Genomic DNA, 12,473 nt, shown 5'->3' on the forward strand with positions numbered 1-12,473 from the left:
CTAGGCCCCAATGTGAATTGGGGTGCTAGGCGACCGGACCTCCGAAGAGCTCGATGGGCTTGCTGTCTGCCGTCAGGGTGACGAAGGCGCGCTTGGTGTCCTTGCGCTTGCCGAACCCGAATCGGGTCCGCTTCTTCTTGCCCTGCCGGTTGGCGGTGTTCACGCTCACGACCTTCACGCCGAAGATTTTCTCAATGGCGATCTTGATCTGCGTCTTGTTCGCGTCCGGGTGCACGAGGAAGGTGTAGGTTCCCTCTTCGATCAGCCCGTAAGACTTCTCAGAGATGACCGGCGCGAGGATGATGTCGCGCGGATCTGCGAGGGTCTTCGAGGTGGTCACTTCGACTCCTCCTCAGATGATGCTGCACCCGACTTGGCGGTCCGTGCGGCGATGAACGAATCCAGAGCCTCAACGGTGAACACCAGGTCGTCACTGTCCAGCACGTCATACGTGTTGAGCTGGTCAGGAGCGATGGGGTGAACGTTGTCGAGGTTGCTCACGCTCAGCCACGCAGCCAGATCTTCGCGACCGACGACCAGGAGGAACTTCTTCCGGTCGCTGATCTGCGCGAAGAAAGTCTTCGCCGCTTTCGTGGATGGTACCTGACCAGCCACTACCTCGGTGATGACGTGGATGCGCTCGCTGCGCGCACGGTCTGACAGCGCGCTGCGCAGTGCACCCGCGATCATCTTCTTCGGGGTGCGCTGGCTGTAGTCACGCGGCTTCGGGCCGTGAACCGTGCCACCACCGACGAACTGCGGCGCGCGGGTCGAGCCCTGGCGCGCACGGCCGGTGCCCTTCTGGCGGTATGGCTTCTTGCCACCACCGCTGACCTCGGCACGCGTCTTCGTCGAGTGGGTGCCCTGGCGCGCGGCTGCAAGCTGAGCCACGACCACCTGGTGCATCAGTGCGACGTTGACTGGCGCGTCGAAGATTTCGGCGGGCAGATCGACAGTGCCGTTGGTGCCGCCCTCGGGGGTACGGACATCCAGCTGCAATTTCGTTGCTGCCACGGTGTCTTTAACGCTGGTCATATTTACTCGCCACCCTTCACAGCGGTCTTGACGACAACAAGGCCGCCCTTACGACCGGGGATGGCGCCCTTGATAAGGAGCAGACCAGCGTCGCTGTCCACCTTGTAAACCGTCAGGTTCTGGGTGGTGACACGCTCGTTGCCCATGCGGCCTGCCATGCGCATGCCCTTGAAAACGCGGCCCGGGGTGGCGCAGCCACCGATGGAGCCTGGGCGGCGGTGCACAGCCTGAGCGCCGTGTGAAGCGCCCTGCCCGGAAAAACCGTGGCGCTTCATGACACCAGCGGTGCCCTTGCCCTTGCTGATGCCGGTCACATCTACCGTGGCGCCATCCGCGAAGACGTCCGCTGTAACTTCCTGGCCGACCTCGTACTGTGACGGGTCTGCTACACGGAGCTCAACGAGGTGGCGGCGCGGTGTCGCACCAGCCTTCGCGTACTGCCCGGCGACGGGCTTGGTTACCTTGCGGGGGTCGATTGCACCGAATGCGAGCCGCACAGCGTTGTAGCCGTCAGTCTCTTCGGTTCGCACCCCGACAACGACGCACGGCCCGGCCTTGACGACAGTTACCGGCACAACGCGGTTGCGATCGTCGAAGACCTGAGTCATGCCGAGCTTGTTGCCCAGGATGCCCTTGATCTTTGCTTCGTTCTGCTTAGTCATTTGAGCGTGTCTCCACTGCGTCTTGCACGATCACTGGATGTTGACGTCGACGCTCGCCGGTAGATCGATCCGCATGAGCGCATCAACCGTCTTCGGCGTCGGGTCGAGGATGTCGATGAGACGCTTGTGAGTGCGCATCTCGAAATGCTCGCGCGAATCCTTGTACTTATGCGGCGAGCGGATGACGCAGTACACGTTCTTCTCGGTCGGCAACGGCACCGGGCCGACGACCCGAGCACCCGTACGGGTCACCGTCTCGACGATCTTGCGCGCTGACGCATCAATCGCCTCATGGTCGTAGGCCTTGAGCCTGATGCGGATCTTCTGTCCCGCCACGCTTGTGTCCTTTTCCTTGCCGCTGTAGCTGTGACCCCCTCGGGTCACACCTTTCGATGTTGTGGTCCTGGGACCACCCCTTCGATGCCCTGCATCCTTACGTCAGGATGCTGAGCAGCCATTCCAGACGAACCACAGCCCGCGGGCGCGTGCCAGATCCGATCCGCTGCCGCTGTTCACCTGTCATGGTTCTCCGGTCCACGCGGTCGGGCGTGTCGCCTCTCCGCGCATTCTTCTGCCCTGACGGGCAGCGTGAACGTGTCCCGGATGCGCCCCTGAGGACGCTCGGTTTGTCTCTCGCTACTAGCTGCACTGCACTCCGCGACCAGGCGAAACGCAGCTGACCGTCGCAAATGCGCAGGCCGCAGCACTGACCACTGCCTTGGCGGCCCGAGAACAAGTCTGGGCTACTCAAGGCAACCCGAATAGTATGCCTTACGAGGAGTGATCAGCCAAATCCGGGGTATAACCGCCGTTCGAGCTAGTTTTTCGGGCGAACCCAGGTCGTGATCCGAGCGTTCACAACTTCGTTGCCGTTCTTGTCCGTGATCGAAACCGTGACGACTACGTCAGTGCCGTCACTGATGGTTCCGAAGTCGATCGGCTCAATTGTCGCAGTAGCGGTCAAGCTTGACGGAGCCTTGGCCAGGTAGTCAACCGCCATCCCCTTCGGTATCCACTGATGGCTCGGCGGGACCGTCACCTCCATGAGGACACCCATGGCCGCTTCGGCGATATTGCACATGGCGATCGCATGGAACGTGCCGATGTGGTTGTGTACGCCAGGCCACTTAGGCGAGGTCATGACAACACGTCCAGGTTCCGCGCTCCGCACCACTGGCACAACCGTCACGAAGTAGGGCGCTTTCGCCCACACTCCAGCTGAAAAGGCGAGCCGGCCGATCCGGTTACCCCCGAAACGCCGCCAGAGACCCAGGGCCCTCGGCTCGGCATTTCTCTGCGACGACTGATTTGACGTATTCACGGGGCGTGAGCATACGCCGCGGGGCCCTTTCGGTCTAGCGGGCGTTAACTTGCTGCAGCTGCCGGATGGCTCCTCCTCCGACAACAGCGGAGCGTAGCCTGATGATGCCTGATGAAGCCTGATGATGCCCTCAGACAAGGGAGTCGGAATGAACAACACTGCGGCGGGCCTATTCACCGGCCTGCTTCTGGCCCTCGCGTTCATCTGGGGCGGTCCCAGTGGCTTTTTCCTCGCCGCGGCATTCGGCGCAATTGGGCTCACACTCGGCGCACATCGCGATGGCTATATCGATCTGGGCGCCCTCCTGCGGAGCCGTGGTCGTGGCTGAGCTGGAAACACCCGACGACCGGGGTGACCGGGGAGGCCTCGATATCCGTGAGCGCGTCCTCACTCGTGTCGCGGTCGCAGCCGCCAAATCACTGCCCGACGTCGCCGCCTACCGCACCCGTTTCGCCCGCCGCGACCTCCCCAACGCGTCGGTAGCGTTTGCCAGGACCGGTTCGCGAACACCCGCGGACGCGCACGTCACGCTTGATATCGCCACCGCGTGGCCGGCGCGCTTATCCCATGTAACGCATGAGCTGCGCGCACGCGTCGGGAAGGACATAGCCGCGCTGACGGGCGAGCATCCCGCACGAATCGACATCCGGGTTTCGGCGTTCTCAGCCGCGCGCGAATCACATCACGCAACTGTCGAAGGGGAACCCGAGCACCCGCCGCATCCGCCGACCATCCCCCACGATCCGCTCTCCACCCCCGCGGCCCTGTACTTCGGGCTGATAGCTGGCGCCGGACTGATCGCGCTCGGCGCCGTCGGCGTGCGAGACTTCCTCATCTTTCGCGAGGTTCTCCCAGGGCCCGCCTGGATACCGCCGACGCTTGAATACCTTGTCGAGACTGGGTGGCAGGACTGGATGTATTTTCCCGCCGCGGCAGCCCTCGTCGTTGGAGTGTATGCGCTTATCGCCGCGGTTCTTCCCCGACGGAAAACACACTTCCGGCTCGCCACGGAAGATCCTGCGTGGATGCGCCCTAAAGACATCGCGCGGCGGTGCACCGCTCTTGCGCGAGAAATATCCGGTGTCATCAACGCGCGCACCGCCGTGTCGCGCAAGCGGGCGGTCGTAACGATCGATGTATCGGAAGCGGGCGATCCTGGGCTTCGCGACCGCGTGCATGAGGCGGTTCAGTCGGGGCTGGCGCTGCTGCTGGACCCGCCCGCCATCGAAGTCAAAGTTGGGTCAGCGATAGCCTTGGACGGCGTCCGATGACGTCGCTGATCGTCGCACTGAACCGGGTCGTCAGCGTGATGGTCGGCGCTATCCTCGCCCTCGGTTCCCTCGTCACTCTTGGCTATCAAGCTGGCTGGGGCTGGGCGCGGACTGCGGCAGGGCATATCAACCCCGAAACGCTGCTCGAACTGACCGATGAACGATGGTGGCCGCGGGCTGTTTTCGGTATCTCACTCGTGGCGATCGCACTCGGGGGGCTCGTGGTGGGGCTCGCGTTGTGGCCGGATCGCATTGGCCCCGTGGTTCTCGACCCGGATAGCGCCGACGGCCACCTCACCGTTGATCTCCGTGCACTCGCAGGCGCTGTCGCTCACGACCTGAAGGGGCGGATTCCCGCCGCCGCTGACGTTCGCGCACACCCCTTCCTTGACCGGGGTGTGCCGACAATCAGTCTCACGATCACACTCCCCGGCAACGCAGATCTAAGCCAGGCGGGCAGCGCGGTCGCCGACTCCATCGCCGATATCTATCTCGCTCTGGAAGGAGCACCCATCGCGATTCCCGTCTTCTTCGAAGTCACCCGGAATCGTCCAGTTCCGATCAAGCACTGAGGAACTCGAGAATCAGACTGTTCACGCGGTCCGGCTGTTCGAGTGCGCCATAGTGTCCGGCGTCGCGCACCTCCGCATAGCGGGCTCCGGGGATCGCGTCCGCTACTTCGCGCGCCAGATGGGGCGGGATCAGCCTGTCATCGAGGTATCCGACGGCAAGCACCGGGACCGTGACGCTGCGGTAGGCATCAAGCCTGCTCGGAAAATCGGACAGTCCCATTTGCGCCCGCACCCCAGCCGATGCCGGGCCACTCGAATACTCGATAATCGCCAGCCAGTCGAGCGCATTTTGGTCGTTGCGCAGCGTAGCGGGAGAAAGATTCATAATTGCGTTCACCGCAGCCTGATACGCGGCCGGCAACGTCACATTGTTGTCGTAAATCTCCCGCTCCCCCCGAGAAAGGGAGCGAATCACCGGATCCATGCGCCCGTGAGCGGTGAGAAGCACCGCTTTCTGCACCAAATCCGGGCGAGCGAGGCAAAGCTCCTGCGTGATGCGCGAGCCCAGGGAGGTCCCCACGACGGACGCCGGGCCATGCCCCTGAGCAGCCAAGTGCTCGATCAGCGCCGCCGTGTCTTCCACCATGTCATCGATTGTGAAACCTGCTGCACACTCGTCAGTTGGTGCGATACCGCGGTTTTCGAAGGTCACCGCTGTGTAGCCAGCTTTCACAAGGGCGGGAACCTGATACATCTCCCAGACCCGTCCCGGGCTTCCAGTACCCATAACGAAAACCACAAGCGGCCCTTCACCATGAACCCGGTAGCTCAGGCGAATCCCATTCAGCTCAGCAGTAGGCATGGCCGACAATTCTCCTTAGATGACAGTTGTGAATTGAGCGACAACTCATGACCGGCAAGTAACGTAGGCTCGGCGGGCTACGATAAGTCCGTTGCCTGTCCGATCAATACACCTTGAACTAGGTTTGCCGGTCAAGCAACGCGGGGTCTGCTTACCATTGGGGCGCAGGTGCCTGCCCAGCAGAATGCCGGATGGCGCTCCATTCGGACACACTGTGTGGGGTTTTGCGCCACACTGACCGCAAACAGGAGTTTGGATGCGTTCATCGCCGGAGACCGCCGTTCTCGTCGACGACGTCGTCAAGACCTTCGGTGACGTCACCGCACTGAGCGGGATCAGCTTCTCCGTCCCCAAGGGAACCGTTCTCGGCGTTCTCGGCCCGAACGGCGCCGGCAAGACCACCACTGTCAGCATTCTCTCCACCCTCCAGCGTCCCGACTTCGGCAAGGCGTGGGTCGCAGGGTACGACGTGGTCGAGCAGGCTGCCCAGGTGCGCCGCTCCATCATGCTGACGGGGCAGTACGCCGCGCTTGACGAAACGTTGACCGGACGTGAGAACCTCGTGCTCTTCGGCCGATTGATGGGCCTGAACCGCAAAGCCGCGCATACAAGAGCGGATCAGCTTCTCACCGCCTTCGATCTCGAACACGCGGCTAACCGCCGGGTGGGCGGCTACTCGGGCGGCATGCGCCGCCGCATCGATATCGCCTGCGGGCTCGTAACACGCCCTGAAGTGGTGTTTCTCGACGAGCCGACGACCGGTCTCGACCCGCGCAGCCGTCAGGCCGTGTGGTCACTGGTCAGTGAGCTGAAAAACGAAGGCATCACCGTTCTGCTGACGACTCAGTACCTCGAAGAAGCAGACCTGCTCAGCGACAACATCATCGTCATCGACAAGGGCACCGTCATTGCCGAAGGCACCGCGAACCAGCTCAAGGAGCGTACCGGCGGAACCTTCTGCGAGGTGGTACCGCTGGAACCCAGTCAATTGCGCAAGATCCAGCTCCTGGTCGCGGATCTCTACCCCGACGGCGCAATCCCTGGGGAACTCCCGGACGATGCCGACCGGATCGCCATTCCTGCCGAAGATGGACCGGCCACGCTCAGCGAAGTGCTGCGCCGCCTTTCCGCCGAGGGAATCGAGCTTGATGACGTGGCGCTGCGCCGCCCCTCCCTCGATGACGTGTTCCTCGCCCTTACCGGTCACGGCACGGCACAGAAGGGCGGCAAATGACGTCCGGGGTGATTTCGCTGTCGCTGACGGCAAACGAGACGCTGTCGTCTAGGTCGACCGCATTGCGCCAATGGGCTGCGCTCAGCACACGCTCGCTGCGCGAGATGGCCCGCAACGGCGACTTCATCATTGCGCTCATCACTCCCGCGATCTTCACTCTCGCCTACTACGTGCCGTTGCGAACAATGCTTGAGCTCCCCACGTACATGGGCGGGGGTGGCGTTCGGAACTACGGCCAGTTCGTTGTGCCGCTAATCGCGTTCGGTGCGGTGGCCCTGACGATGCAGCAGGCTGCACTCAAGGCCGCTCGCGATGCCCAACAGGGCATGACGGCGCGGCTTTATACAATGCCTATTCCGCGCGCAGTCCCCCTGTTCTCGCGTATGACGGGTAATTTCGCACGCGCAATCGTTGCCCTTGCAGCCGCAATCGCCTACGGGCACATCATCAACTTCCGCTTCGAAGGCGGTGCACTGCAGGCGGCGTTCTTCGTTGCGTTCGTTCTGTTCGTAGGTTTCAGTCTGATTCTCGGTGCAGACGCGCTAGGCACGATCACTGCCAACCCGCGTGCGGTCACCCAGGCTCTTACTCTCCCCATCCTTATCTTCGGAATGATGTCCACGGGACTGATACCCGAAACGGGTTTCCCTGAGTTCGCCCAGCCGTTCGTGCGAAACCAGCCAGTATCGCAATTTGCCGAAACCATGCGGGCCTTCGCCGGCGGAACCGCGACCTGGGAGACTGTCGGCCCCGGACTCGTCTGGAGTGCTGCCCTGTTCGTAGCACTCGGCGGTCTGGCCGTGTGGGCAGCAGCTCGGAGGAGATGAGTACAGCGATGAAGACGAACCCACGCCCCACTGCCACGACTCAGTTTCCTGAACTCAATTTCACGCGCTCGGAGTCGTCTCCGATCACTTTCGTCAGACAGAGCTTGCTCATGACGAAGCGACTCCTGATCATCTGGAGCCGGGATCCGCTGACGATGGTTCAGGCTGTCGCGTACCCGGCGATCATGCTGGTGATGCTCTGGATGGTCATCGGTATCACCATGGAAGGGTTTTCGAACGAGCCCGCGGCCTACCGGTTCGCTCCACTGATGTCGCTGGTAGCGGCGATGGTGGGATCAATCGCGGGCGTGGTACTTGTAATCCAGGAACGCGAGAACGGGGTACTCAGCCGGTACTGGTCCCTTCCGATTCACCGGGGAGCTGATTTAGCGGGCCGCCTCATGGCCGAAGCGGTACGCATCGTTCTCACCACGATCTTGATATTGATCGTCGCCTTCCCGTTGGGATTCCGGCTCAACAGCGTCACAGCGACTTTCGCGTTCCTCTCCGTGCCCCTGATGTTCGGTATCGGCTTCGCTACAGTAGCCACCGCATGCGCACTGATCACGACGAAACAGACGCTTATCGCGGCCCTTCAGCTGTTCATCATGTTCGGGATGTTCTTCAGCTCCGGGTTTGTGCCTTTGCAGGCTTTCCCCTCGTGGGCACAGCCATTTGTGGAGAACCAGCCGCTTTCACATGCAGTCGAGGCGATGCGAGGTATCGCGCTGGGCGAAGACTACAGCTCGCCACTGATTCGCTGCGCGATATGGTCAGGGAGCCTTGTCGTGCTCTTCTCGGTGCCAGCGATCGTGGGTTACCGGAGATCCGCCGCAGGCTGAGCAACTCACCGGCAGGGCCGCTGAACTGGCTCTACATTGAAGCGACTGCGCGGGTGTAACGCTCGATGTGCTCCGAGGCAGTGCCGTTTGTTTGCTGCCTCCGGACGGCGGCTGAACACAACCGCTCTTCAAAGAGCCTGAGAACGATTGCTCGACGTTCTTCGCCTACAGTTTCCTGCGTCTCTTCCGCAGCGTCACCGCTCGAACCGTCGATTGCGGCGACGATGCTGCCAAGCTTCTCAGCAAGCTGTTGAGCCCCATCCTGGCCATCTCCAGCAAAGACGGTGCCAGCAACCGCGAGCAGCACAGCTGAGCTTTCGTCGATCTCGCCATCGAAACTGTGCGACCAGATTTCGCGAGCCGCTTCAATGAGCTGGGCAAAGGTTACCTCTGCCCCTTGTTCGCCCACTGACCCTGATTTCGGCGCGACCGCCGCGGCAGTAGAGATCAAGCGGTGAAGTGTCCAAGCCCTCACTTCTTCATCCACTTGCAGACCTACCTCATTCGACCGTGCGACCGACAACGAAATTCAGCAACCAGCTTTCTCGCGAGTTCCGACATGGCAGCTCCCCGTACGCATCTCAGAGCGCGGTCGTAAACGCAAGCCGAGATGCGACGGTCAAGCACTGGTCCGAGACTACTGGCACATGTGGCTCGTGAGACCCCTGTTGTTCACACAAAGTGGTTACGAAACGAGTACGGGGAGTTACATTCATGCCCCCCGCTATGGGGGCAGAAGCCCACTCTCTGCAGGTCAGGCAGACAAGTCGAGAAACGCGCCCAATTCGGCCTCGAGCATTTCCTGGTAGGCGTCGCCATCACGAATAGCGGCGGAGTCATAGAGGACATTCACCGTTGCTACGTCCCCGAGCGAGCTCACAGAATGTGCGACCGGAACTCCGTCGGTGAAGGGGAAACCAAACGAGGCGACTGACTTCGCTTGCCCGAAATACATTGGCCGACTACCGCGCGGCACATTCACCACTGCCGCGTTAACCAGGGACTTTCCCCCAGATAGCTTCGTTAGGATGTTCGGGATAAACATCGGCGGCACCGTTTGAAGGGCCCGCTCAATCGGCACTTTCGGTCCAGAGCGAAGACGCTCCTTAACGCTCCTTGTCGATTGCACGATGCAGCGGAGTCGCTCAATGGGGTCTTCGACAGCAATCCAGAAGGGCACCGCGGCCATGGTGAAGTCGTTGCCAACGAACGGTGACAGGTCGCGTTTGGCCGTCGCTACAGTGATAGCGCACCTGAGGTCCTCTTCAGGCACCTCGCCGAACTTCCCCAGGTAGCGCCGCAGGGCTCCTCCCACGGTCGCAATGAAGATGTCATTGATCGTCGCACCGGGAGCCAGGGCGCGAACTCGCTGAATCTCCGCTAGACCTACGGCGAAAGCCCGGTATTCCAGCGGCCCATTTGCGCGGTCGATGACGGTCTCGGGTGCAGGCCCGCGAAGCGGCGGGTGCGGGGCGTCGTCCGGCGCGCCGCTCTTGGACTTACGCTTCGCGAGCGCGTCCCGGCAGTTCACTGTGAACCGTCCAACGCGGTCCGGTACTTGCATCAGCGCGCTGGTAAGCAGCGAATAGCGCCGCGGGACAACCGGGACCACATCGCGCGAAAGGGTCTCCTCAGAACTCGGCGTATCCGGGAACAGCTGACGAGCGAGCGCAACGCTCCCAGCGCCGTCTGTGACCGCGTGTTCAAGTCGCGTCACCACACATACCGTGCGGCCGGTACTGCCGGGCACGCCTCGAACCCCGGTGACCACGGAGACATGCCACGGCGGGAGGTCAGGGTCCAACGGCGTTTCCCTCAGTTCAGCGAGTTCGTCACGCAATTCAGCCCAACTGCCGGAACCTGGCGCCTCACGGACTTTGACATGCCTCGACAAGTCGAAATCGTCCACGGGAACCAAATGACTGTTGCCAAGCCCGAGCGGCGTTCGCTGCACCCGTGACTGAAAGTACGGCACGGAAGCAAGACGCGACGCAACGTACCGCTCGACTTCCTCCGCGTCCAACGGATCATCTCGAAACCTGTCGTCGAATGCAGTCAAGTTCATCATCGTTGTACTGCCGACATGTTTGCCAATGTGCGCGATCCATGTGCCAGCGTTATCTAGTTTCACGTGTCAGTCCCGTTAGTTTTGTGTCTGCTTGGCCCGGCCCGATTTGTACAAGTAAGGACGGTTCATGCTTACGTTACCCCCGCTCACCGACCTGCACCTTGCGCGACCCGAGTCGTCAGCAGAAAACTGCTGCTACCCTGCGGAACCGCACTCCGCATTTTAGGATAGATTGCGATTTCAACAAGAATTAGCCAATTTTTTGTCACAGACATTCATTGGTGAGCAACGCTACAGTGCGTCCGGCTCTGAAATGCAGCACAATCCATGTTGCGGTTGTCTTCTGACCTGGGTCCGCAACTCGAGACGAAACACTGCCGAAATGCCTGATATACGGAGAACGAACAGGAGTATCCTGTGCAGCAGCTGGACGAAATAAGTAGTCTGATGTTTTTGCGGGAGCGCGCGAAGTACCGCCCCAACCTGGTCAGTGCATATTTTATCGAGGGATCCATAGCGGAATCCGCTGAATCAATCCGTACTCATATTCTCTCATGTCTTGCGAATAACCCCGCATCTGCTATCCGTCTGGCGAGGTCACCGATACAAGTTGACCACCCCTATTGGGTGCGCGCCGCGGCTGTTGATCCAGATGCTCACGTCAGATTCCGCGGCGTATCAGGACGAGGTGACTGGGCAGCACTGCGGGCGGACCTCGTCGAGATCCTGGAAGCTCCTATGGATCTCACACGGCCGCTCTGGGAGGTACATGTCCTCGCCGGATTCAATGATGAAGGCGTCGCACCCGGAGCGGGCACAGTGATTGCAGTCAAGGTGCACCACGGCGTCATGGACGGCCTCGGGCTCTCGCAGTTCGCAGCGCATCTTTTCACGCAGTCGCCGACGAGCCTGCGAGAGTATGAATGGACAACCGCGAACAGTGCGCGGCCGATCGATTCGCGAGTCCGGATACTCACCGCGGTACGAAACGCGACCTCGAAGCTGCTCGGCCTTAGGGAGGAGATTTCGAGCCTTCGAAGCCTCAAACGCCGGTACGACGGCAGTGTCGCCCGCGGCGAGCGCCCTAAAATCAGACAAACCGCCCCAAGGACGGTGTTCAACGGTCCGACTCACGGTGAGCGAGTTTTCGACGCCGCATGGTTTCCGATTGATGAGGTGCAAGAGCTCCGTGCCCTGGCACCTGAAGCCACGTTGAATGATGTTGCTTTGACAATCATCGCGGGCGCACTTCGCGAATACCTCGGCGCTACGGGAAAACTACCGGACGAGGGCCTGCTCTGCGGCGTACCGATGTCCCTGAGGAACACTGAGGAACCCGTCATCGGCAACACTCTCACCGGCTTGTGCGTCGATTTGCATACCAACATCGCCGACCCGGTTGAGCGCCTCCACTCCATCAGCGGGGCGAGCTACTGGGAGAAGCAGCGGGTACGCGAATTTGGAGCGGTAATCGGCGCCGGTTCCCTCGCTCTGAAACTTCCGCCCCTTGTTCTCAACATGATCCTCAAAGGGGAGGAAGCAGCGGCTGTCAAGGGAGAGCGCGTCACGGGAGCCAATACTGTCGTGACAAACATTCCGCGAAGTCGCGATATTGGTTACTTCGCAACTTCGCGCGTACTCAGAACCTGCGGGCTTATCTCCCTCAACCCTGGCATTGGGCTCAAGCATGAGATTTCGTCGCTGGGCGACACCCTGAGCATTTCCGTGCTCGCCAACGCGGATCAACTACAAGCCCCTGATCTCTATATCCAAGGTCTCCACGACGAGTTTGGACGATTGAGAAGCGCACGGACCGCTGAGCCCGTGCGCTGAATCTCA

Annotated in this window: 15 protein-coding genes; 7 read left to right on the plus strand and 8 right to left on the minus strand. The window is 61.3% G+C overall.

What is annotated here, in order from left to right; genetic code table 11:
* Window positions 1-25: 25 nt before the first annotated feature.
* From rplW to FHU29_RS23180, 5 genes are all read right to left on the minus strand, one after another.
* Entirely contained in the window at window positions 26-340 is a 315-nt protein-coding gene (gene rplW / locus FHU29_RS10195) for a 50S ribosomal protein L23 (protein ID WP_013805280.1), read from the minus strand.
* The gene (rplD, locus tag FHU29_RS10200; RefSeq protein ID WP_064441052.1) at window positions 337-1,035 is read right to left on the minus strand and encodes a 50S ribosomal protein L4; all 699 of its coding nucleotides are present in this window, start codon (window positions 1,033-1,035) and stop codon (window positions 337-339) included. Before rplD ends, rplW begins: the two co-directional genes overlap by 4 nt.
* 2 nt (window positions 1,036-1,037) lie before the next feature.
* A complete protein-coding gene (gene rplC, locus FHU29_RS10205) occupies window positions 1,038-1,697 on the minus strand; it encodes a 50S ribosomal protein L3 (RefSeq protein WP_064441053.1) in 660 nt (219 codons plus the stop codon).
* Between the two features lie 30 nt (window positions 1,698-1,727).
* Window positions 1,728-2,033 (minus strand): 30S ribosomal protein S10, encoded by a 306-nt coding sequence (gene rpsJ / locus FHU29_RS10210; protein ID WP_003938093.1) that lies wholly within the window; start codon window positions 2,031-2,033, stop codon window positions 1,728-1,730.
* Between the two features lie 481 nt (window positions 2,034-2,514).
* Window positions 2,515-3,018, minus strand: coding sequence for a hotdog fold domain-containing protein (locus FHU29_RS23180; protein WP_064441054.1), 504 nt, complete (start codon window positions 3,016-3,018; stop codon window positions 2,515-2,517).
* 148 nt (window positions 3,019-3,166) lie between these two features.
* Here FHU29_RS23180 and FHU29_RS10220 point away from each other — a divergent pair, with 148 nt between their 5' ends.
* The 3 genes from FHU29_RS10220 to FHU29_RS10230 are packed head-to-tail and all read left to right on the plus strand — an operon-like array spanning window position 3,167 to window position 4,861.
* Window positions 3,167-3,346 (plus strand): hypothetical protein, encoded by a 180-nt coding sequence (locus FHU29_RS10220; protein ID WP_064441106.1) that lies wholly within the window; start codon window positions 3,167-3,169, stop codon window positions 3,344-3,346.
* Window positions 3,339-4,289 (plus strand): DUF6286 domain-containing protein, encoded by a 951-nt coding sequence (locus tag FHU29_RS10225; protein WP_064441055.1) that lies wholly within the window; start codon window positions 3,339-3,341, stop codon window positions 4,287-4,289. The genes FHU29_RS10220 and FHU29_RS10225 overlap by 8 nt, the downstream gene beginning before the upstream one ends.
* Window positions 4,286-4,861 (plus strand): Asp23/Gls24 family envelope stress response protein, encoded by a 576-nt coding sequence (locus FHU29_RS10230; RefSeq protein ID WP_064441056.1) that lies wholly within the window; start codon window positions 4,286-4,288, stop codon window positions 4,859-4,861. The genes FHU29_RS10225 and FHU29_RS10230 overlap by 4 nt, the downstream gene beginning before the upstream one ends.
* On the opposite strand, the gene FHU29_RS10235 is transcribed toward FHU29_RS10230, so the two are convergent.
* Window positions 4,851-5,663 (minus strand): alpha/beta fold hydrolase, encoded by an 813-nt coding sequence (locus FHU29_RS10235; protein WP_064441057.1) that lies wholly within the window; start codon window positions 5,661-5,663, stop codon window positions 4,851-4,853. The genes FHU29_RS10230 and FHU29_RS10235 overlap by 11 nt on opposite strands.
* 256 nt (window positions 5,664-5,919) lie before the next feature.
* On the opposite strand from FHU29_RS10235, the gene FHU29_RS10240 reads away from it, so the two are divergent.
* The 3 genes from FHU29_RS10240 to FHU29_RS10250 all read left to right on the plus strand — a co-directional run bounded on the left by FHU29_RS10240 (window position 5,920) and on the right by FHU29_RS10250 (window position 8,566).
* Window positions 5,920-6,897 carry a daunorubicin/doxorubicin resistance ABC transporter ATP-binding protein DrrA gene (locus FHU29_RS10240; RefSeq protein ID WP_064441058.1) on the plus strand — a complete coding sequence of 326 codons (978 nt, stop codon included), beginning with the start codon at window positions 5,920-5,922 and terminating at the stop codon, window positions 6,895-6,897.
* Complete coding sequence (locus tag FHU29_RS10245) at window positions 6,894-7,724, plus strand: ABC transporter permease (protein ID WP_064441059.1); 831 nt, start codon at window positions 6,894-6,896, stop codon at window positions 7,722-7,724. The genes FHU29_RS10240 and FHU29_RS10245 overlap by 4 nt, the downstream gene beginning before the upstream one ends.
* 110 nt (window positions 7,725-7,834) lie before the next feature.
* Complete coding sequence (locus tag FHU29_RS10250) at window positions 7,835-8,566, plus strand: ABC transporter permease (RefSeq protein WP_183377529.1); 732 nt, start codon at window positions 7,835-7,837, stop codon at window positions 8,564-8,566.
* A gap of 31 nt (window positions 8,567-8,597) precedes the next feature.
* Here FHU29_RS10250 and FHU29_RS10255 read toward each other — a convergent pair whose 3' ends face one another.
* Window positions 8,598-9,017, minus strand: a complete 420-nt coding sequence (locus tag FHU29_RS10255) for a hypothetical protein (protein ID WP_157095213.1) — start codon at window positions 9,015-9,017, stop codon at window positions 8,598-8,600.
* 303 nt (window positions 9,018-9,320) lie between these two features.
* Window positions 9,321-10,697: a wax ester/triacylglycerol synthase domain-containing protein gene (locus FHU29_RS10260; RefSeq protein ID WP_064441062.1), complete on the minus strand. Its 1,377-nt coding sequence runs from the start codon at window positions 10,695-10,697 to the stop codon at window positions 9,321-9,323.
* Window positions 10,698-11,051: 354 nt separating this feature from the next.
* Here FHU29_RS10260 and FHU29_RS10265 point away from each other — a divergent pair, with 354 nt between their 5' ends.
* Window positions 11,052-12,467: a wax ester/triacylglycerol synthase domain-containing protein gene (locus tag FHU29_RS10265; protein WP_064441063.1), complete on the plus strand. Its 1,416-nt coding sequence runs from the start codon at window positions 11,052-11,054 to the stop codon at window positions 12,465-12,467.
* Window positions 12,468-12,473 lie beyond the last annotated feature (6 nt).

It is taken from the genome of Hoyosella altamirensis, assembly GCF_014191505.1.
Taxonomy (GTDB): Bacteria; Actinomycetota; Actinomycetes; order Mycobacteriales; family Mycobacteriaceae; genus Hoyosella; species Hoyosella altamirensis.

Excerpts from the sequence above, each read along its gene's own strand:
- rplD (WP_064441052.1), bottom strand. The coding sequence starts at position 1,035 with ATGACCAGCGTTAAAGACACCGTGGCAGCAACGAAATTGCAGCTGGAT.
- rplC (WP_064441053.1), bottom strand. The coding sequence starts at position 1,697 with ATGACTAAGCAGAACGAAGCAAAGATCAAGGGCATCCTGGGCAACAAG.
- FHU29_RS10220 (WP_064441106.1), top strand. The coding sequence starts at position 3,167 with ATGAACAACACTGCGGCGGGCCTATTCACCGGCCTGCTTCTGGCCCTC.
- FHU29_RS10230 (WP_064441056.1), top strand. The coding sequence starts at position 4,286 with ATGACGTCGCTGATCGTCGCACTGAACCGGGTCGTCAGCGTGATGGTC.
- FHU29_RS10235 (WP_064441057.1), bottom strand. The coding sequence starts at position 5,663 with ATGCCTACTGCTGAGCTGAATGGGATTCGCCTGAGCTACCGGGTTCAT.
- FHU29_RS10240 (WP_064441058.1), top strand. The coding sequence starts at position 5,920 with ATGCGTTCATCGCCGGAGACCGCCGTTCTCGTCGACGACGTCGTCAAG.
- FHU29_RS10245 (WP_064441059.1), top strand. The coding sequence starts at position 6,894 with ATGACGTCCGGGGTGATTTCGCTGTCGCTGACGGCAAACGAGACGCTG.
- FHU29_RS10250 (WP_183377529.1), top strand. The coding sequence starts at position 7,835 with ATGACGAAGCGACTCCTGATCATCTGGAGCCGGGATCCGCTGACGATG.